The following is an 18,972-nucleotide window of genomic DNA, read 5'->3' as shown; positions in this document are numbered from 1 at the left end:
ATTTTGCAAGGAAAGAGCCTTTCATTGCACGCCCGACCCTCCCGCGCGGACCCTGTGGCCCCGTGCGGCGATAGCAAAGGTCCCTTGCTCCCTTCGGCGGGGATCCCCTCGAAAAGTGTCGGTGGGGGTGCGTAGCGTTGCGCGCGGGGTGATCCGATGGAGCAGATTGGTTTCGACTTCGGCGTCGAAGCGCCGCGCAAGCTGACGAAGGTCTCGCCCGCGCGCCTCGCGACGTTCGAAGACTGCCCGCGCCGCTACCGCATGTCGTATCTCGACCGCCCGTCCCCGGTACGCACCGGCGCGTGGGCGCACAGCACGCTGGGTGCGGTGGTGCACAACGCTTTGCGGGCGTTGTTCGACCTGCCGGTGGTCAAGCGTGTGCCGCAGCGGGCGATGGCGCTCGTCGCCGAACACTGGAAGGACGCCGGGTTCGAAGACGCCGACCAGGCCGCCCGATACCGTGCCAGGGCCAAGGCCTGGGTCGCGGAGTACGTCGAGCACAACGACGTCAGTGTCGATCCGGTCGGGCTGGAGCGCTGGGTTTCGGCGCCGGTCACGCTCGAGCCGGGCAGCGGGCCCAGCCTCATCATCGAGGGCCGCGCCGACCGGATCGACCAGCGTGGCCGGGAATTGGTGATCATCGACTACAAGACCGGCCGTCGAGAGCCGGACGAGTACGAGGCACGTTCGTCGCAGGCCTTGGCGCTGTACGCGGTCGCGGCCGCCAGGACCCTGCGCACGCCGTGCTACCAGGTCGAGCTGCACCACGTGCCCACCGGCACCATCGCGGCCGCCGAGCACACCGAGCAGAGCCTCAAGCGGCATCTCCAACGCGCCGACGAGACCGCCGGGGACCTGCGGCTGGCAACGGATACCCTGGACGCCGGCGGCGACGAGGACGTGTTGTTCCCGGCGCGCCCGGGCCGCCGTTGCTCATGGTGCGACTTCCGGCCCAGCTGCGCGGCCGGCCAGGAGGCCGGTCCCGCGGCTCAGCCGTGGGAGTTGCTGGCGCCCTAGATTCTCGAGACCCGACGATTGGACAGGCGAGGACGTGTCGTCACCGGACACCGAGGAGCTCGCGACCACCCCACCGCCCGCGGGCGAGCCCAAGACGCCCGAACGCGGCCGGTACTGGCGCGGGCTGACCGGATCGCTCGCGGCAGGGATGGTCGTGCTCGCGGTGTGCGTCCTCGCGATCGCCGGGATCTGCCTGCTCACCGGTGCGCCGGGGCCGGGGCCGCTGATGCTGATCGGGCATCCGGTCGCGGCGGTCCTCGCCTTGCTGGCGCAGCGGGTCGCCGACACGCGTAATGGCCGCGTCGCGGGCGTCGCGGGCCTTGGTGTCGTGGTGAGCGTGACGGCCGCGCTGAGCCTGTTCTGGTGGAGCTGAGCACGGCAGGAAAGTGCCAGTTTGGGCGAAATCCCCGTCCGCCCCTGCGAAACTGTGGCTCACTGGGCAGGTCGTAGATGAACACGCTGCCCCGCAGCGAGGACGAAGGGCACCGTTGATGACCTACCCACCCCAGCCAGGACCGCCCGACCACGGCCAAGGCGGGCAGCAGTACCCGGGACAGCAGCCGGGGCAGCCGTACCCGGAGCAGCAGCCGTACCCAGGGCAACAGCAGTACCCGGGACAGCCGCAGTACCAGCAGGGCGGTTACGACCAGAGCGGCGCGTACCCGCAGCAGCAGTACCCCGGCTACGGCCAGCAGCAGTACGGCCAGGGCTTCGGCGGGCCGCCCGCGCCCCCGAAGAACACCAAGACCGGCCTGATCGTGGGCATCGCCGCCGCTGCCGTCGTGGTGGTCACGTTGGGCATCACCGGGTTCGTCGCTCCCGGGTTCTTCCTCGGCGACGACAAGGCCACCGAGAAGGCGTCCGGCCCCGAGGGGACCGCGCAGGCGATCATCGACGGCATCAACGCCCACGATCAGAGCGCGTTGACGGCGCTCAAGTGCGGCGCGGCGGAAAAGGACATCGACCAGGTCATCGAGCGGGTCAGCGAGGCGTCGGACGCGTCGCTCGGCGCGGTCACGAAGGTCTCCGAAACCAAGTACACGGTGGCCGTCACGCTGAGCATCGCCGGACGGCCCGGCACCGCCACCGGCACGCTCGCCAACGAAGGCGGCAAGTGGTGCTGGAAGGAAGTCAGCAGGCTGCGGACCAGCAGGACTTCGACGACGCGATGACGGCGAGCCGGTAGCAAGGGACCTTTGCTACCACTCGCCGGTCACTTGAGGGCGACGACGGTGGGGCCGCGCTGCTCCAGCAGCACCGGCCCGACCGAGGAGAGCAGCACCGGGCCGGTGTAGCCGCGCCTGTCGACACCGACGGTGCGGATGGTGGCGCCGGTGGCCTCGTCGAGTACGGCCAGGCCGCCCTGGATGGGCACGACCAGCTGCTCCCCGAAGGTCACGCCCGGACCGGTCGAGTTGTTCAGCGTCCAGCGCGGGGTGAGATCGTCCCGCGAGAACGCCATGGTCTTCGAGCCGGTGAACCAATAGACGCCCTGTGCGGTCCACGAGGTCGTCATGACGCCGCCCACCGGATCCTGCGTGATTTCCGCTTCGGGCAGGTCGAGCGGGTAGGCCGACTTCTGCAGGCCGTCGCCGCCATAGATGACCAGCAGTTTCTGTTCCGGCAGCACGATCAGCGCGAGATCGCCGGACATCGCGACGACCTTCGCGTTCTTCCCGGCGAGCACGGTGCTGTAGTCGACCTTCGGGTCGTCGGCCTCGTCGTTGGTCGCGCGGTAGACGGTGAACCGGTCGGCCGGGTCGCCGGGGCAGCGCTCGATCACGCCGATCTTGCCCGCCGCGGCGGCCACCGTGCCGTAGGTGCAGCCCGTCCTCGGCTGCTTGTTCGGGTTCACGATGGCGGGGACCTGGCCGTACTCCATGCTCTTGACCAGGTCGTCGCGCCAGGTGTTCAGCAGTTTCTTGCCGGTCGTGGTGACGTGCGATCCGTCGACGACCAGCCTCGTGCCGAGCTCGGCGTCTCCGTTGCGCTGTGCCGTGCGGCGCCCGGTGCCCGCGTCGAGCTGGGTGACCTCGCTGCAGCCGGTGTCCTTGCGGTACACCGCGTCCACCTTGATCCCGGCGAGCGCGACGGTGCACAGTTCGAGATCGCGCGAGTAGCGCCAGCGGACTTCGCCGGTGTACGGATCCCGGCCGAGTACTTCGCCCTTGTCGGCGGTGACCACGCTGTTGGCCTCGCCGATCGGGACGGGTGTCGACGCACTCGGCGCCTGCCACAGTTCGCTCAACGAGCCGGGAACCTGCGCCGGCGCGGGCGGAAGCCCGGGCGGCAGGGTGGTGGCGACCTGCGCGACCGTGGCCGCGTTGTCGCTGGTCACGCCGATGACGACACCGGTGACCGCGACGACCACGACGATCGCCGCGGCCATCACGCGATCCCGTTTGCGATTCCACGGCGAGGGCCGGGCGCGTTTCCCGCCCAGCGGCGGCTCGGTGGCCACCGGCTGAGCGGGGTCGGCGTCCAGCACGTCCTCGGTGCCGATCGCGTTCTCGGCCGTCTCCGGCTCGCTGCCGTTCGACTGCTCGGGATCGGCGGGCACGGGCCGCGCCGGTTCGTTGTCCGGCGCGGCGTCCCAGCGTTCGCTCACGTGCCCCTAGCTCCCCATGTCCGCAGTATGAAAGCTCAGTCTGCCGACGCAGGTGTATCAGAAGTCGCCGACGGACGGCGACGGCGGCGTCGGCGAGCCGGACGCTCGGCGCTGTCGCCTGCCTCCTTCTCGACCGCCGGACCACTGACCTCGGGGCTCGGCTTCGCGGCACCTCGGCTGCGGCGACGGGTCCGCGTGCGGCCCTCAGCCGCGGCGTCGCCCTCGGTGCCCTCCGCCGAAGCCGCCGCGGCGGCGTCCGCCGCCTCGATCTTGGCGGCCGCGTCGGCACCACCGCGAGTCCGCTTGCGCGGTGCGCGGTTCCGCTTGCGAGGAGCCTCTTCATCCTTCGAGGCCGGGCCGTGGCCGCGGCCCCGGCGCTTGCCGCCGAGATCCTCTTCGACCTCGGCCGAAAGACCGGCGCGGGTCCGCTTGGACAGCGGCAGGCGCCCGGTGGTGCCCTCGGGGATGCCGAGGTCGGTGAACAAGTGCTTCGACGACGAGTACGTCTCCGCGGGCTCGGGCATGTCGAGGCCGAGGGTGTCGGAGATCAGCTTCCAGCGCGGCTCCTCGTCCCAGTCGACGAGAGTGATCGCGACGCCGGTGCGCCCGGCGCGGCCGGTGCGGCCGATGCGGTGGACGTAGGTCTTCTCGTCCTCCGGCGTCTGGTAGTTGATCACGTGCGTGACGTCGTCGATGTCGATACCGCGGGCGGCGACATCGGTGGCGACCAGCACATCGACCTTGCCGGAGCGGAACGCGCGCAATGCCTGCTCGCGAGCGCCCTGGCCCAGGTCACCGTGTACGGCGGCGGCCGCGAAACCGCGCTCGACGAGTTCGTCCGCGACCTTCTGCGCCGTGCGCTTGGTGCGGGTGAAGATCATCGTCAGGCCGCGGCCCTCGGCCTGCAGCGCGCGGGCGATCAGCTCGGGCTTGTCCATCGAGTGCGCCCGGTAGACGAACTGGGTGGTGCGCTCGTGGATGGCGCCGGCGTCGTTCTCCTCGGCGCGGATATGCGTCGGCTGGGTCAGGAACGTGCGGGCCAGCGTGATGATCGGGCCCGGCATGGTCGCCGAGAACAGCATCGTCTGGCGCTTGTCCGGGACCATCCGCAGGATGCGCTCGATGTCGGGCAGGAAGCCCAGGTCGAGCATTTCGTCGGCCTCGTCCAGCACCAGACCGCGGACCTTGCCCAGCACCAGGTGCTTCTGCTCGGCCAGGTCCAGCAGACGGCCGGGCGTGCCGATGACGACGTCGACGCCGTTGCGGAGCGCCGCGATCTGCGGCTCGTACGGGCGGCCACCGTAGATGGCCAGCGTGCGGATGCCGAGGTGCTTGCCCGCGCCCTTGAGGTCGTTCGCGACCTGGATGCACAGCTCACGGGTCGGCACGACGACCAGCACCTGCGGGGTGCCGTCGCCGGGGACCTCGACGCGGTGCAGCAGCGGGACGCCGAAGCCCAGCGTCTTGCCCATACCGGTGCGGGCCTGGCCGATCAGGTCGTCGCCGGCCATGGCCAGCGGCAGCGTCAGTGCCTGGATGGCGAAGGTGCGCTCGATGCCGGCCTCGCCGAGGGCCTTCACGATCTCCGGCTTGACGCCGAAGGAGGCGAAGGTGGGGGATTCGGGCTCCACCGGGGCGCCCGCCTGCAGCGGGTGCGACGTGTCCAGCGCGGCCGGGCCGGTCTCGCTGTGCTCCAGCGCGACGGCCTCCGGGACACCGGTGGTGATGTTCTCTTCGGTTGTGGTTTCGTTCGTGGTCAGGGTGCTCGCCTCTCTCGTGACCAGCGCGCACTGCCCTGGTCACCGATCGACACTCGACCACGAAATTTCGCTCGGGCTCCGCGCTACTGGCGCTGGAGCGGCCCTTCGTGGGAATGCCGCAGGATGGCGTGCACGCACATCATTCTTGTGCTGACCGGGGCCACACCGGCTGTCCTTCAGCCGCAGCGGCGTCCCGATCCGGGACGGAAGATCCGTCGTATCCGGCGGCCAGTCTACCTGATCTGCGGTTTTTCGATAGCCCCCGGCGCGCCGACGAAGGTGGGATCGGTCTCTTCCGGACCGGGCGGGTGTGTTCGGCGATACCCTTTCCGCCGTGACCGAGGCAAAGCAGATCAGTGAAGGCGTAGTCGATTTGCTCGGCGTACTCGCCTATGGGGAATTGTCCGCATTCGATCGCATGGCCGAGGACGCGCGCACCGCGCCGACGCTGTCCGGCCGGGCCGCGCTGGCGTCGATGGCGGCCGCCGAGATCGGGCACTACGACCTGCTCGCCAAGCATCTCGGGGGGCACGGCGTCGCGATCGAGGACGCGATGCGGCCCTTCGTCGGGCACATCGACGCCTGGCACGCCTCCACGGCGCCGCGTTCCTGGCTCGAGTCCCTGGTGAAGGCCTACGTCGGCGACGGGCTCGCCGCGGACCTCTACCGCGAGATGGCCAGCTGGCTCGACCCCGAGACCAAGGACCTGGTGCTCACCGTGCTCGCCGACACGGGCCATTCCGCGTTCGCCGAGCGCGAAGTCGCGGCCGGTATCGAGGCCGACCCGAAGGCGCGCGACAAGCTCGCGCTGTGGGGCCGCCGTCTGCTGGGAGAGGCGTTGACGCAGGCCCAGTACGTCGTGGCCGAGCGGGACGGGCTCGCCGAGCTGATCGTCGAGGGCTCTGGTGACCTTTCGGGAATCGCCGCGCTCTTCCGCCGGTTGCAGCAGGGGCACACCAAGCGCATGCAGGTGCTGGGCCTCGGCTGAGGTCACTTCGGCTAGCCTTGGCGCACCAGTAAATTTCGAACTTTCAAGCGGAGGTCCCACGTGGAGGTCAAGATCGGCATCAAGGACACGCCGCGGGAGCTCGTGGTGTCCAGCAGCCAGTCGCCCGACGAGGTCGAGGAACTGGTCGCGAACGCCTTGAGGGCCGGCGACGGGATCTTCCGCCTCGACGACGAAAAGGGCCGTAAGTACATCGTGCCCACCGACCGGATCGCCTACGTCGAGATCGCGCCGTCGGATGTTCGCAAGGTCGGCTTCGCTGTTGGTGGCTAACCCGATCGGGTTGTAGTCGGATGTCACAGTGGCGTCACCGCCGCGTCTCAGCCAGCTCTCAGATTTGATCGTCACGCTAAGGCGGGGACGGCAGGGGGCTAGCCGAGAAATGAGGTGGACGGCGTCACTGTGATGGACCGCGCGCTGGTCGACGGCGTGCGCACTGTTCCCGAACAAGGCAAACGGGCCGTAGGGCGGCTGACCGGTATCGACGTCGCCCGCGGCCTGGCCGTACTCGGCATGTACGCGGTACATGTCGGCCCCGATCCGGCCAAAGGCGGCGTCGGGGTGCTGTTCAAACCGTTCGAAGGCCACTCCGCGGCGCTGTTCGCGGTGCTGGCCGGGGTCTCGATCGCGCTGATGTCCGGCGGACGCCGCCCCAAAGAGGGCCGCGACCGGACCCGCGTCGCGCTGAAACTGGCGACCCGCGCCCCGCTCCTGGTGGTGCTGGGGCTGTGGCTGACCAGCCTCGAGACCGGCTACATGGTGATCTTGGCCTACTACGGGGCCTGTTTCCTCTTCGCGATCCCGTGGCTGCGCGCGGGCGCGAAGGCGCTCGGGATCGCGGCGGTCGCCGTCGCCGTCGTGGGCCCGCTGGTCTCGCATCTGATCCGGGCCCAGCTGCTGCCCCGTGACCTGCTCTTCTTCGCGCCGGACCTGACCGCGGACGACGTCACGTCGACCGGGCTGCTGAAAGCCGCGACCGTCCTCGTCCTGACCGGCACGTTCCCCGCGTTGACGCTGATGGCGTACGTGTTCGCCGGGATGTCGATCGGGCGGATGGACCTGACCTCGCGCAGTGTGTGCCGACGGCTGTTCTTCGGCGGATCGGCGCTCGCGGTCGGCGGATACTTCGTTTCGTGGCTCGCGACCGGGCCGCTCGGTGGCATGCAGGCCATCCACCGCTCACTGGAACCGGCCGCCGCGCAGATGGGAATGACGCCGCCGGAATTCCTGCGGCTCCACCAGACCTGGATCCACGGCACGCCGCCGACCACCAGCTGGGCCTGGGAACTGCTGCCGACGGGGACCTCGTACACCCCGTTCGACCTGCTGATCTCGATCGGGATCGCGGCGGCGGTGATCGGCGGCTGCCAGCTGCTGATGCCGAAATTCGAGCGCGTGCTGCGGCCGCTTTCGGACCTGGGCGGGCGGGTGCTGAGCGCGTACGTGCTGCATTTCGTGGCGATCGCGCTGCTGTGGGACGAGAGCGACGGCGATTCGATCTTCAGCGTGCTGCACTTCGTCGAGTTCTCGGTGGTGGCGCTGACCGCCGCTGTGCTGTGGCGGAAGTTCATCGGGCGCGGGCCGCTGGAATGGACGATGAACAAGCTGTCGAGCTGGCCGAAGTACCTGGTGCCCAGTACCCGCGTGCCCGCTCAACGGCGGGGCTGACCTGCGAAGTGGTAGCAAAGGTCCCTTGCTCCCCGCGCTCACGGAAAGTACATGAAGGCCCCCTTCCTTGCGCTAGACGCAAGGAAGGGGGCCTTCATGTACTTCCGCCTGGTCAGGCGTTGAGTTCGTTCAGTTCTTCGAGGCTGGTCGGCACGTGGAAGGGCGGCGTGCTGGTGCCCATGATGCGGTAGCGGTCCCACGGGTCCGGGTCGGAGAGCTCGCCCTTCGCGCTGTACTCGCCCGCGCGGATCTCGACGGCGGTCTTCTTGCCGCCGGCGGCCGCGGACACCTGTTCGTTGGTGGCGACGCGGCCGTACCAGCGGTAGTACCCGTCGATGGGCTGGAAGTAGCCCCGCAGATCCACCGTGGTCGCGATCTCGGTCCCGTCGATCACGAGGACCGCTTCGCCGGCGTAACCGTCTTCGTCGTGCTCGCTCACTGTGCCTCCGATTCCTTCCGCATTTGGACGACCTTGTTCTCTTCGAGCGGCAGGTTCGGGTCGATGACGATGCCCTGCTGCCGGGAGAGGCCGTCGATCGCGGCCCAGATGATCTGCGTCAGGTACTCGACGACGCTGTCGCGGCCCATCGAGCGCCGGTCCAGCCACCATTCGCCGGTGCTCTGCACCATCCCGACGATGCCGTGCGCCCACGGTTCGGCGGCGCCGGAGTCCATGTTGAACATCCGCATGTAGTCGCCGAGCAGCGCGGTCAGCGCGGTGGCGATCAGTTCCTTGTCCTCGGCGACGACGTCGGATTTGACGACCACCTTCTCCTGGAGGCCGCCGCGTGCGAGCAGGCGGTACAGGTTCGGGTGCTCCTCGATGACGCTGAAGAAGGAATCGAGCGCCATCCGGATCCGGGGGACCGGGGCGAGCTCGGAGTTGATGGCCGGGATCAGCCGCTGGAAGAGGATCTCCGTGCCGCGCTGCCCGAGCGCGACGTACAGATCCGCCTTGTCGTCGAAGTGCCGGTACAGCACGGGTTTCGTGACACCCGCTTCGGCGGCGACGTCCTCCATGCCGAGGTCCGGGCCGTGCGTGTCGAGCGCGCGAAGGGCGGCCTCGACGAACTCCGCGCGGCGGGCGATCCGGTGCTTGCGCCAGCGGTCGCGGCGGGCGTCGCCCGTGTCGGCCTCACCCGCCGTGGGGTGCTTGCTCGACTGCTTGCTGTTGCGCTTGACACGTTCGATCACCCCAGTCATGCTACCAGAGGTAACTGTTACCACGAGTTACAGATAGGGGTGTGTCGGCAATGACGCGGGCGCTGAAGGAAACAGACCGGGAGAAGACGGCCGAGCGGCTGCTCAAGTCCTCCGCGAACAAGTTCTACGATCCCGACGTCGACATCGACTGGACCGCCCCGCTCGTCGACGGGAAGCGCTTCATCCCGGCACACCGTTCTTCGCTCTACGGCACGAAATTGTGGGACTCGCTGTCGGAAGAGCAGCGCATCGAACTCGGCAAGCACGAGGTCGCGAGCGTCGCCACGACGGGGCTGTGGTTCGAAATCCTCCTGATGCAGATGCTGCTCAAGGAGGTCTACGAAGAGGATCCGACCAGTTCGCACGCCCAGTACGCGTTGACCGAGATCGCGGACGAATGCCGTCACTCGACGATGTTCGCGCGGATGGCTTCGCGGATCGGCTGCCCGTCCTACGGGCCGGTGCCGTGGTTGCGGCGGCTGGCGAAACTGATGCCGGCGATCAGCTACGGCCCCGCGCGCTACGGCGCGATCCTGGTCGCCGAAGAGGTACTCGACCGGCTTCAGCGCGAGCAGATGAACGACCCGGACATCCAGCCGCTGGTCCGCATGGTCAACCGGATCCACGTGCTCGAAGAAGCCCGGCATGTCACCTTCGCCCGCGAAGAGGTGACTCGCGGGATGGCGAAACTGTCGAAGAAGGAAATCGTCTATCAGCAGTTCATCATCGCGCTCGTTTCGTATTTCGTGACCCGGGCTTTCATCAATCCGAACGTCTACAAGGCCGTCGGCATCCGTCCGCGTGACGGCGTCGAGGCCGCGCTGAACAACCCCAACTGGCGCGAAAGCATCCAATGGGCAGGCGAGAAGATCATGCCGTTCCTGCAGGAATCCGGGCTGGTCGGCAAACCGGGCATGTACTTCTGGCGCAAGTCCTTCCTGCTGCCGGGGAAGCGATGAGGAGCGTCAAGCAGCGCGACGCCGTCTCGTGGGACCCGTCGCGGCAACATCGGTTCGTGACCGGTGACGGCACCGCCCTGCACGTCGAGACGAGCGGGCCCGCCGACTCCGAGCTCACGCTGGTGCTCGTGCACGGCTGGACGCAGGACCATCGGACCTGGGACGGCGTGGTGGCGCGGCTCGGCGACTCCGTCCGGACCCTGCGCTACGACCTGCGCGGCCACGGCGGTTCCGCGCCGGCGAAACCGGGGACGGCCACGATCGCGACCCTCGCCGACGACCTCGCCGAGCTGATCCAGGACCGCGTCCCGAACGGGCCGATCGTGCTCGCCGGACACTCCATGGGCGGTATGACGATCATGGAACTGTCCCGCAGGCACCCCGATCTCGTGGCCCGGCGCGTCGCAGGGGTCGCGTTCGTCGCCACGTCGTCCGGTGAGATGGACCGGATCACCCTCGGCCTGCCGGGGATCGCGGGCAGCGGCGCGGCGAGGTTCGAACGGAGGCTCGCGAAGCTGCTCGCGAAGAACCGCCGGGACGCCTTGCCGCTGCCGCTGTCGGTGGTGCGGCCCGGTGCGCGGCTGCTCGTCTTCGGGCGGCGGCCACAGCGGGCCGACGTCGACTCGGTCGCCGAGCAGTTGCTGTGCGCGCATCCGGCGAGTGTCGCGGGATTCCAGGACGCGATCTCGCGGCACGACTGCCGGGTCACGTTGGCCGCGCTGCAGGGCAAGCCGGTGATCGTGCTGGCGGGGGAGCGGGACCGGCTCTGCCCGCCGCCGCACGCCAAGGTCATCGCCGACGAACTGCCGGAGGCCGAGTTCGTGCGCTACCCGGGGGCGGGGCACATGCTTCCGCAGGAACGGGCTCAGGAGGTTTCGGACCGCATCGCGGCACTCGTCCGCCGCGCCGCGAGGGTCTGAAAGAGGGAGCAAGGGACCTTTGCTACCACTTCTCTCGACATTGAGACAGGTGGTAGCAAAGGTCCCTTGCTCCCTTCAGAGGTTCGTGTAGCCGTTCGCCAGGAGACGGACGCCCACCGCCTGGTAGGCGTCCTGGTCGTCGACGGCGAGCGTGGCCAGCCCGTCGACATAGCGGTTGAACATGCAGAACGCGGCCGCGATCAGGACCGTGTCGTGGATTTCGACGTCTGTCGCGCCCTCCGCGCGGGCGGTCTCGATCAGGTCTGCGCCCACCGACTTCCCGCTTTCGCGAACGGCGACCGCGATATGCAGGAGCGCCTTCATCTTGGCCGAGACGGGGGCGCCGTCGACGTCCTTCCACACCGCCTCTACGACCGCCATGCCGCCTTCGAGCGCTTCGGCGGCGACGGCGGCATGGCTGCGTGAACAGAACGTGCAGTCGTTGCCGCGCGAGACGACGGCGCCGATCAGTTCGCGCTCGCCCACGCTGAGGCTGCTCGGGCCGCGAAGCAGGACATCGGCGAGTTGCCCGAGCGGCGCCGCCGTCTCCGGCCGGTACGCGAACAAGGCGATGATGCCGGGAAGGTTCTCGTCGAGCGCGATATGCGGCATGGTGACTCCTCGCGGATCGGCAACGTGGTCACTTGATTCATAGCCGAAAACGAGGGGGCAGTGTGATCGTCAGAATCCGGGGCCGTGCGCTTCCCGACGGCGAGTACGTCGATCTCTACGCCGACGGCGACCGATGGACCACCGATCCGGTCCCGGGGGCGGACCTGGTCGCCGAGGGCTGGCTCTTGCCGGGCCTCGTCGACGCCCACACGCATCCCGGCGCCGAGGAGCCCGGCGACCCGATGGACGAGGAGATCCTGCGCGCCGATCTGCACCGGCACGTCGACGCCGGGGTCACGATGATCCGTTCGCCGGGGCTGCCCGGTGAGCCGCCCGAGTGGTTCGGCGCCGAACCCGGCGTGCCCCGCGCGGTGCACGCCGGGCCGTGGATCGCCCAGCACGGCCAGTTCTTCGACGGCTGGGGCCGCCGCGCCACGCACGCGGAGCTCCCTGGATTGGCCGCGGCGCAGGCGAAACGCACCGGCTGGGCCAAGATCATCGCCGATTGGCAGGTCGGGGACGAAGCCGTGCCGTCCGACGTAATGACCGCCGTCGTCGAGGCGGTGCACGCGGTGGGCGGGCGGCTCGCCGTGCACTCGCAGCACGCCGCCGGCGGTGAAGCGGCGGTGGCCGCGGGAGTCGACTCCGTCGAACACGGGATGTGGCTCGATCCCCGGTACCTGCCGGACATGGCGGCCCGTGGAACGGCGCTCACCCCGACGCTTTCGGTCTTCCAAGCGGCGCTGGGACAGGCGCGGAACCGTGAGGACACCCCGCGGAAACGGTGGTTCGTCGGCGGGGCGGAGGCGCATCCGGGGTTGATCGCGGCGGCGGCCGAAGCCGGGGTGAAGATCCTCGCCGGAACCGACTCCCGGCCGCATGGCCGCGTCGGCGTCGAGATCCGCGCCCTCGCGGAAGCGGGGCTGCGACCGCACGACGCCCTCGCCGCGGGTTCGTGGGCCGCGCGCGAATACCTGGGGTTGCCCGGGCTGGTCCCGGGCGCGCCCGCCGACGCCGTCGTCTACGCGGAGGATCCGCGCGAAGATCTGGCACGGCTGGAGCATCCCGTCGCGGTAATTCTGCGGGGCGTCCGCGTCAGGTGAGCTAGCGTGATCTTCTCGACTGGGGAGTTGAAACGATGAAACGAAACAGATCGATCCTGTCCGTTTTCAGCCTCACCATCGCCGTCGTCCTCGGAGCGGCTCTGCTCACCGATCTGGGTGGCGAGACCACCGAAGCCGGCGACGCGGAATTCACCGGCGCAGGCCGGGTCGTCATCCGTGACGCTTCGATGGTGCTCACGATGGATCCCAGCCTCGGCGAAGGACCGCTCGGCGCCCTCGCCGACGCCGACGTCGTACTGGAAGGCACCAAGATCAAGCAGGTCGGCAAGGATCTCGACGCCGGCACCGCGAGAGTCGTCGACGGCCGGGGCAAGATCGTGCTTCCCGGCTTCGTCGACCTGCACAACCACCTGTGGCAGTCGCTCATCCGCGGTTGCGCGGCCGACAAGGAACTCATCGGCTGGCTCGGCAAATGCGTCATCCCGCTGTACCGCGCCCCCGTGACCGACGCGGACGCGTACGCGGGCACGAAACTCGCCGCGGCCGACGTCGTCTCGACCGGGATCACCACGGTCACCGACTGGTCGCACGCGTTCAACGCCGACTTCGCCAAGGGCGGTCTCCGCGCGCTCGGCGAGTCGAGGCTGCGGTTCCTCTACTCCTACAACGGCACCACCGATCCCGCGCTGCAGAACGAGATCCGCCGCGTGAAGCGCGAGGTCATCGACCCGAACCCGTTGGCACGCCTGCAGATCGGCACGCATCCGTCCACGGGGAACTTCCCGAGCGTCGAAGCCTCGGAGAAGCTCGCGCGCGAACTCGGCGTCTCGTTGAACGTGCACCTGCTCGAATCGAAGGCCGATCTGACCGCGGGGCAGATGGACGCGCTCCGGCGCGCGAACGCTTTGCACCCCGGGCTGGTGGCGAACCACGTCATCCAGACCACCGACGCCGATCTCGACGAACTCGCGGCCGCCGGGGTCGGCGTGGCGCACAACCCGCTGTCGAACATGCGGCTCGCGTCGGGCGTCATCCGGCTGCCGGAGATGAAGAAGCGGAACATGAAGGTCGGGCTCGGCCTCGACGGCGGCACCAACGACACGAGCGACATGTTCAACGTGATGCGCGCGGCCGTCGGTCTCCAGCGGGCGACCACGACGGATCCGGCGGTCTACCCGACCACGGCGGACGTCCTGCGCATGGCGACCCTCGGCGGTGCGGAGGCGCTCGGGATGGACAAGGAGATCGGGTCGTTGACGCCGGGCAAGCGAGCGGATCTCCAGCTGGTCGACGCCCAGGCGGTCAACTTCGCGCCGAAGGTGGACTGGGTGAATCAGCTGGTCTTCAACACCCAGCCCGCGAACGTCTCATGGGTGTTCGTCGACGGGCGCGCCCTCAAGCGCGAAGGCCGCGTTGTCGGTATCGACACCGCGAAGGTCGTCGCCGACGCCCAGGCCGCCGCCGACCGCCTGAAGAAGCTCCTGCCCCAGTGACCTGACGCAATTCGTCCTCTGAATGCGGTAGTTGCACGCGCAAGGACCGCATCCAGAGGACGAAACGCGGGTCAGTGCTGGAGCGGGAAGCCACCGCCGATGCCTCGCCAGGCGAGGTTGGCGGTGAGCGCGACGGCCTCTTCGCGGCTCATCGACTTGTGGTGCGCCAGCCAGAACCGCGCGCTGACCTGCGAGAGGCCCACGAGGCCGACGGCGAGGAGCCGGGCCTTGTCCTCGTCGAGGCCCGCGTCGGCGGTGATGGTCTCGGTGATCGCGTCGACGCTGGCCGACGTCGCCCGGTCCACCGCCTCCTGGACGGCGGGCTCGCCGCGCAGGTCGGACTCGAAGACCATGCGGAACGCGCCGGCGTCGTTGTTCACGAAGTCGAAGAACGCGCCGACGGTCGCCGGCACGCGCTGCTTGTTGTCCGACGTGGAGTCGAGCGCGTCCTTGACCCGCCGCACCAGTTCGTCGACGTGGCTCTCCAGCAGCGCGATGTAGAGGTCGAGCTTGCCGGGGAAGTGCTGGTAGAGGACCGGCTTGCTGACTCCGGCCTCTTCGGCGATCTCGTCCATCGCGGCGGCGTGGTATCCGTTCGCGGCGAACACCCGCTGCGCGGCGGCCAGCAGCTGGGCGCGGCGTTCCGTTCGGGGCAGGCGGACGCCTCGGGCCTGCAGTCGCGCCATTTCTGTCATCGTTCCTCCAGTAGCCGCGGGCTCCGCGGGGCGGGGTCACCGCCGCGTGAAGTGAGCTCGAGATTACTCGCCGGTACGGCCGGACCGCCAAGGGTCGGGCATCCTTGATGCTGTGTCTTCTTCAGTTTCCCGTGCCGCCGGGGGCCGCTCTCCGCTGACCCATGTGCCGCTCTCGCGCAGGTCATTGCCGTCGCTGGACCCGGCGCCGCCCCCTTGGCCCGGGGAAACAATAGGTGTCGGCGGGGTGAAATTGCACATCCGCCGGACGCCGGGCGGTCCCGAGACGGCCGTCTACGTCCACGGTCTCGGCGGATCGTCCACGAACTGGACCGACCTCGCCGCCCTCTTGGCGCCCCAAGCCGCAGGCACGTCAGTCGATTTGCCGGGTTTCGGCTATTCGGAGCCGCCCGACGACTTCGACTTCAGCCTCGACGCGCATGCCGAGGTCGTGGCGAGCCACATCGAGAGCCTCGAAGCGGGGCCGGTGCACCTGTTCGGCAACTCGATGGGGGGTGCCGTCGCGCTGCTCGTCGCGGCCCGCCGCCCGCAGCTGGTGAAGACGCTGACGCTGATCTCGCCCGCCATGCCGGACCTCCGTCCCAGCATGAAGCGGCTGTCCGACCCGCGGATGGCGTTCGCGTACCTGCCGCTGATCGGCCCGGCGGTACGCCGTCAGCTCGCCGCGCTCGGCCCGCGCGAACGAGCCATGCAGGTCATCAAGCTGTGCTTCGCCGACCCGGGCCGCTTCGCCGAGAGCAGGCTGGACGAGCTCGAAGAGGAGCACAGCGCCCGCGCCGGGTTAGCCTGGGCCGCCCCCGCGCTGGCGCGCAGCACGTTCGGCATCTTCCGGACGTGGTCCGCGCGCGGTCCCGCGTCGCTGTGGGCGGTCGCGCCGACCGTCGACGCGCCGACGCTCGTCGTGTGGGGGCAGCACGACCGGGTGATCTCCGTCCGGCGCGCCGAGCGCACCGCTCGGCTACTTCCGCACGCGCGGTTGCTCGTTCTGCCCCGAACCGGCCACGTGGCGCAGATGGAACGCCCGAATGTCGTAGCGAAGGCCGTTTTGGGGATGTGGGAATCGGTCGAATCGGGCACCTGGTAGCCCATTCGGGTGGGTAGGACACGCCGTGCGAAGCGCCGGTCGCTCACAACATCACAGTTCGGTTATGGCACCCTGGTGCGCGTGGATCGGGTAAAGCAAGGCGCGCAGGGCGAGGGTCGGCGGTCTCAGTACTCCGCATCCGCCCGCCGTCCGCCGCGCGCCCAGCCCCGCTCCTCCGACGTGCCGCGCACGGGCCAGTACCGGCCGACGCCGCCGCCGTCGCAGCGGCTCGACGAGGACCGCTACCGTCCCGGCGGCCGCCGGACCAGCGCCCAGCCGCTCAGCGCGTCCTGGAAGCCGCACGAGACCGGCGCCGCCAAGGCCAAGGCCGCCAAACGCAAGGGCGGCATCGGCCAGTTCGCCAAGACCTACGGCTGGCGCGTGTACGCACTGCCGATCCTCGTGGTGATCACCGCGCTGGTCGTGTTCAACACCGCCACCGGCCCGGCCGAGCCGATCGCCTCCGACGGGACGAGTTCGGCCGGAGCCGACGGAGCCGACGGATCCGCGGGCAACGGCGGTGAGCCGGGCGCGGGTGTGGACGGGGGCGGCGACGTCCTTCCCGAGAACCCGGCCAAACCGGTCGACCTCAAGATCCCGACCGCCGATCTGCCCAAGGGGCCCGACTTCACCGAGGCCGGTAAAGGCACCTACCACGTGGTGCCGGGCAAGGGCGAGAAGGTCGGGACGGGGCAGCTGTACACCTACACCGTCGAGGTCGAGGACGGCATCGATCCGGCCAGCTACATGGGTGACGACAGCTTCGCCAGGTCGGTCGAGCAGACGTTGTCCGATGGCAAGAGCTGGACGTGGGATGGGAAGAAGGCGCTCCAGCGCGTCGACGCGAGTTTCCCGAACCCCAGCTTCCGGGTGAGTCTCACCACACCGAACACGACGCACCGCGCGGACGTCTGCATGTTCCAGATCACTTACGAGACCTCGTGTTACCGGTCGAGCTTCGACAAGCGCGTGGTGATCAATCTCGCCCGCTGGGTGCGCGGAGCGGTGGCGTTCCAGGGCGACATGGTCTCGTACCGCCAGTACGCCATCAACCACGAGGTCGGGCACGCCCTGGGCGGAAAGCACGTGGGCTGCAAGGAGAACGGCGCGATCGCGCCGGTCATGATGCAGCAGACGTTCGGCGTCTCGAACGACTTCGTGGCACAGCTGAACGATCTTCCCGGCGGGGACCGCGGCAAGGTGCCCGCCGACGGCAAGGTCTGCAAGCCTGGGTCTTGGCCGAACCCGTCACCCTAGTCTCCGCCGTCTCACCTGCTGGAACATCCCAGGATGTGAAACGGGGGAAGGCGTTTCCGTCTCTTCGTGTTGTAGATACTGGGATGCGACCCGCGATCCACGCGAGATGGAGGACCCGATGTCAGGCACGCTGCCGCCGCTCGTAGAGCCGGCCGCCGAGCTCACCAAGGACGAGGTGGCCCGGTACAGCCGTCACCTGATCATCCCGGACGTCGGGGTGACCGGGCAGAAGCGGCTGAAGAACGCCAAGGTGCTGGTCATCGGTGCAGGTGGCCTCGGCAGCCCGGCGCTGCTGTACCTGGCCGCGGCCGGGGTCGGCACGCTCGGCATCGTCGACTTCGACGAGGTCGACGAATCGAATCTGCACCGCCAGGTCATCCACGGACAGTCCGACATCGGCAAGCTCAAGGCCGCGTCGGCGCAGGAGACGATCGCCGAGATCAATCCGTTCGTGAAGGTGCACCTGCACACCGACCGGCTCGAGTCGTCGAACGCTCTCGAACTGTTCGAGCAGTACGACCTGATCCTTGACGGCACCGACAACTTCGCGACGCGGTACCTGGTGAACGACGCCGCCGTGCTCACCGGCAAGCCCTATGTGTGGGGCTCGATCTACCGGTTCGAGGGCCAGGCGAGCGTGTTCTGGGAGGACGCGCCGAACGGCAAGGGCCTCAACTACCGCGACCTCTACCCCGAGCCGCCGCCGCCCGGCATGGTGCCGTCGTGCGCCGAGGGTGGCGTGCTGGGCGTGCTGTGCGCGTCGATCGGCTCGATCATGGTCAACGAGGCGATCAAGCTGATCACCGGTATCGGCGAGCCGCTGCTGGGCAGGCTCGTCAGCTACGACGCGCTCGAGATGAAGTACCGCGAGGTCAAGATCCGCAAGGATCCGGAGACCCCGAAGATCACCGAGCTCATCGACTACGAAGCGTTCTGTGGCGTCGTGTCGGACGAAGCCGCTTCGGCCGCTTCGGGAAGCACGATCACTCCGGCGGAGCTCAAGGCCAAGTTCGACAACGGCGACAACTTCGCCCTCATCGACGTCCGCGAGCCGCACGAGTACGAGATCGTGAACATCAAGGGCGCGACGCTCATCCCGAAGGACAAGATCCTTTCGGGCGAGGCACTGTCGGAACTGCCGCAGGACAAGCCGATCGTGCTGCACTGCAAGTCGGGCGCGCGTTCGGCGGAGGCGCTGGCGGCGCTGCACAAGGCCGGGTTCAAGGACGCGACCCACCTCGGTGGCGGCGTGCTGGCCTGGGCGCGGCAGATCGACCAGAGCCTGCCGACCTACTGACGTTTCGCGCGTGAAGGCCCCCTTCCCTCGGCTGAGTCGAGGGAAGGGGGCCTTCACGCGCGGGTGGTAGCAAAGGTCCCTTGCTCTCTTTCTGCAGGTTGGCGTGGTGACCGTGTGGGTTTCGGGTCATCTGACGCACCAAAATCCACACGGTCCCCGACAGCGCGCACGCCACAAGACTGAGTACATGAAGGCCCCCTTCCTTGCGCCTAGGTGTATTGACCTGGGAGGTTGGGGACGCGGCTGGCGGGTGGTTTGCCGGCGAGTGCGGTGTGGCCGCGGTGGTGATTGTAGGTGTGGAGCCAGTCTGG

19 protein-coding genes and 1 pseudogene are annotated in these 18,972 nt (G+C 68.9%); 13 read left to right on the top strand and 7 right to left on the bottom strand.

The features are described from left to right. The first annotated feature begins 156 nt into the window (after positions 1-156). The 3 genes from ACSMFO_RS34770 to ACSMFO_RS34760 all read left to right on the top strand — a co-directional run bounded on the left by ACSMFO_RS34770 (position 157) and on the right by ACSMFO_RS34760 (position 2,189). Positions 157-1,017, top strand: coding sequence for a RecB family exonuclease (locus ACSMFO_RS34770; protein ID WP_037332100.1), 861 nt, complete (start codon positions 157-159; stop codon positions 1,015-1,017). A gap of 34 nt (positions 1,018-1,051) precedes the next feature. Beyond that, positions 1,052-1,390: a hypothetical protein gene (locus ACSMFO_RS34765; protein WP_436461917.1), complete on the top strand. Its 339-nt coding sequence runs from the start codon at positions 1,052-1,054 to the stop codon at positions 1,388-1,390. Between the two features lie 118 nt (positions 1,391-1,508). Beyond that, the gene (locus ACSMFO_RS34760) at positions 1,509-2,189 is read left to right on the top strand and encodes a hypothetical protein (RefSeq protein ID WP_436461916.1); all 681 of its coding nucleotides are present in this window, start codon (positions 1,509-1,511) and stop codon (positions 2,187-2,189) included. A 41-nt stretch (positions 2,190-2,230) separates the two neighbouring features. On the opposite strand, the gene ACSMFO_RS34755 is transcribed toward ACSMFO_RS34760, so the two are convergent. Together ACSMFO_RS34755 and ACSMFO_RS34750 are read right to left on the bottom strand one after the other, a co-directional pair. Beyond that, positions 2,231-3,625: an Rv3212 family protein gene (locus tag ACSMFO_RS34755; protein ID WP_436461915.1), complete on the bottom strand. Its 1,395-nt coding sequence runs from the start codon at positions 3,623-3,625 to the stop codon at positions 2,231-2,233. Positions 3,626-3,660: 35 nt separating this feature from the next. Then, entirely contained in the window at positions 3,661-5,256 is a 1,596-nt protein-coding gene (locus ACSMFO_RS34750) for a DEAD/DEAH box helicase (RefSeq protein ID WP_436461914.1), read from the bottom strand. 463 nt (positions 5,257-5,719) lie between these two features. Here ACSMFO_RS34750 and ACSMFO_RS34745 point away from each other — a divergent pair, with 463 nt between their 5' ends. The 3 genes from ACSMFO_RS34745 (at position 5,720) to ACSMFO_RS34735 (ending at position 8,059) form a co-directional block, all read left to right on the top strand. After that, positions 5,720-6,373, top strand: a complete 654-nt coding sequence (locus tag ACSMFO_RS34745; protein ID WP_037335764.1) for a ferritin-like fold-containing protein — start codon at positions 5,720-5,722, stop codon at positions 6,371-6,373. A gap of 60 nt (positions 6,374-6,433) precedes the next feature. Further along, positions 6,434-6,664 (top strand): DUF3107 domain-containing protein, encoded by a 231-nt coding sequence (locus ACSMFO_RS34740; RefSeq protein WP_005167610.1) that lies wholly within the window; start codon positions 6,434-6,436, stop codon positions 6,662-6,664. 114 nt (positions 6,665-6,778) lie between these two features. Further along, complete coding sequence (locus tag ACSMFO_RS34735) at positions 6,779-8,059, top strand: heparan-alpha-glucosaminide N-acetyltransferase domain-containing protein (RefSeq protein WP_436461913.1); 1,281 nt, start codon at positions 6,779-6,781, stop codon at positions 8,057-8,059. 112 nt (positions 8,060-8,171) lie between these two features. Here the strand turns inward: ACSMFO_RS34735 and ACSMFO_RS34730 are convergent, their stop codons facing one another. Further along, positions 8,172-8,498 carry a DUF4873 domain-containing protein gene (locus tag ACSMFO_RS34730; RefSeq protein ID WP_016331491.1) on the bottom strand — a complete coding sequence of 109 codons (327 nt, stop codon included), beginning with the start codon at positions 8,496-8,498 and terminating at the stop codon, positions 8,172-8,174. Beyond that, positions 8,495-9,262: a TetR/AcrR family transcriptional regulator gene (locus ACSMFO_RS34725; RefSeq protein ID WP_038519016.1), complete on the bottom strand. Its 768-nt coding sequence runs from the start codon at positions 9,260-9,262 to the stop codon at positions 8,495-8,497. Before ACSMFO_RS34725 ends, ACSMFO_RS34730 begins: the two co-directional genes overlap by 4 nt. Positions 9,263-9,312: 50 nt before the next feature. On the opposite strand from ACSMFO_RS34725, the gene ACSMFO_RS34720 reads away from it, so the two are divergent. Further along, complete coding sequence (locus tag ACSMFO_RS34720; RefSeq protein ID WP_037332087.1) at positions 9,313-10,221, top strand: AurF N-oxygenase family protein; 909 nt, start codon at positions 9,313-9,315, stop codon at positions 10,219-10,221. After that, entirely contained in the window at positions 10,218-11,141 is a 924-nt protein-coding gene (locus tag ACSMFO_RS34715) for an alpha/beta fold hydrolase (protein ID WP_436461912.1), read from the top strand. The genes ACSMFO_RS34720 and ACSMFO_RS34715 overlap by 4 nt, the downstream gene beginning before the upstream one ends. 75 nt (positions 11,142-11,216) lie before the next feature. Here the strand turns inward: ACSMFO_RS34715 and ACSMFO_RS34710 are convergent, their stop codons facing one another. Further along, positions 11,217-11,753, bottom strand: coding sequence for a carboxymuconolactone decarboxylase family protein (locus ACSMFO_RS34710; protein ID WP_436461911.1), 537 nt, complete (start codon positions 11,751-11,753; stop codon positions 11,217-11,219). A gap of 62 nt (positions 11,754-11,815) precedes the next feature. On the opposite strand from ACSMFO_RS34710, the gene ACSMFO_RS34705 reads away from it, so the two are divergent. Both ACSMFO_RS34705 and ACSMFO_RS34700 read left to right on the top strand, forming a co-directional pair. After that, on the top strand, positions 11,816-12,856 hold the full coding sequence (locus ACSMFO_RS34705; RefSeq protein WP_436461910.1) for an amidohydrolase family protein: 1,041 nt from the start codon (positions 11,816-11,818) through the stop codon (positions 12,854-12,856). Positions 12,857-12,891: 35 nt separating this feature from the next. After that, positions 12,892-14,310, top strand: coding sequence for an amidohydrolase family protein (locus ACSMFO_RS34700; RefSeq protein ID WP_436461909.1), 1,419 nt, complete (start codon positions 12,892-12,894; stop codon positions 14,308-14,310). Between the two features lie 71 nt (positions 14,311-14,381). Here the strand turns inward: ACSMFO_RS34700 and ACSMFO_RS34695 are convergent, their stop codons facing one another. Then, positions 14,382-15,005, bottom strand: coding sequence for a TetR/AcrR family transcriptional regulator (locus ACSMFO_RS34695; RefSeq protein WP_037332079.1), 624 nt, complete (start codon positions 15,003-15,005; stop codon positions 14,382-14,384). A 244-nt stretch (positions 15,006-15,249) separates the two neighbouring features. On the opposite strand from ACSMFO_RS34695, the gene ACSMFO_RS34690 reads away from it, so the two are divergent. From ACSMFO_RS34690 to moeZ, 3 genes are all read left to right on the top strand, one after another. Next, complete coding sequence (locus ACSMFO_RS34690; RefSeq protein WP_436461908.1) at positions 15,250-16,107, top strand: alpha/beta fold hydrolase; 858 nt, start codon at positions 15,250-15,252, stop codon at positions 16,105-16,107. Between the two features lie 81 nt (positions 16,108-16,188). Further along, a complete protein-coding gene (locus ACSMFO_RS34685) occupies positions 16,189-17,364 on the top strand; it encodes a DUF3152 domain-containing protein (protein WP_436461907.1) in 1,176 nt (391 codons plus the stop codon). Positions 17,365-17,482: 118 nt separating this feature from the next. Beyond that, positions 17,483-18,661, top strand: coding sequence for an adenylyltransferase/sulfurtransferase MoeZ (gene moeZ, locus ACSMFO_RS34680; protein WP_038519000.1), 1,179 nt, complete (start codon positions 17,483-17,485; stop codon positions 18,659-18,661). Positions 18,662-18,870: 209 nt separating this feature from the next. Here the strand turns inward: moeZ and ACSMFO_RS34675 are convergent. After that, positions 18,871-18,972, bottom strand: a pseudogene (locus ACSMFO_RS34675) (IS481 family transposase); the annotation flags it as partial.

Origin of the sequence: Amycolatopsis sp. w19 (assembly GCF_051373225.1) — a bacterium.
Taxonomy (GTDB): Bacteria; Actinomycetota; Actinomycetes; order Mycobacteriales; family Pseudonocardiaceae; genus Amycolatopsis; species Amycolatopsis japonica.
This window is presented reverse-complemented; position numbering and strand designations above follow the sequence as displayed.

Coding starts and splice junctions, on each gene's coding strand:
- ACSMFO_RS34710 (WP_436461911.1), bottom strand. CDS start 11,753: ATGCCGCATATCGCGCTCGACGAGAACCTTCCCGGCATCATCGCCTTG.
- ACSMFO_RS34715 (WP_436461912.1), top strand. CDS start 10,218: ATGAGGAGCGTCAAGCAGCGCGACGCCGTCTCGTGGGACCCGTCGCGG.
- ACSMFO_RS34770 (WP_037332100.1), top strand. CDS start 157: ATGGAGCAGATTGGTTTCGACTTCGGCGTCGAAGCGCCGCGCAAGCTG.
- ACSMFO_RS34760 (WP_436461916.1), top strand. CDS start 1,509: ATGACCTACCCACCCCAGCCAGGACCGCCCGACCACGGCCAAGGCGGG.
- ACSMFO_RS34695 (WP_037332079.1), bottom strand. CDS start 15,005: ATGACAGAAATGGCGCGACTGCAGGCCCGAGGCGTCCGCCTGCCCCGA.
- ACSMFO_RS34720 (WP_037332087.1), top strand. CDS start 9,313: ATGACGCGGGCGCTGAAGGAAACAGACCGGGAGAAGACGGCCGAGCGG.
- ACSMFO_RS34700 (WP_436461909.1), top strand. CDS start 12,892: ATGAAACGAAACAGATCGATCCTGTCCGTTTTCAGCCTCACCATCGCC.
- moeZ (WP_038519000.1), top strand. CDS start 17,483: ATGTCAGGCACGCTGCCGCCGCTCGTAGAGCCGGCCGCCGAGCTCACC.
- ACSMFO_RS34725 (WP_038519016.1), bottom strand. CDS start 9,262: ATGACTGGGGTGATCGAACGTGTCAAGCGCAACAGCAAGCAGTCGAGC.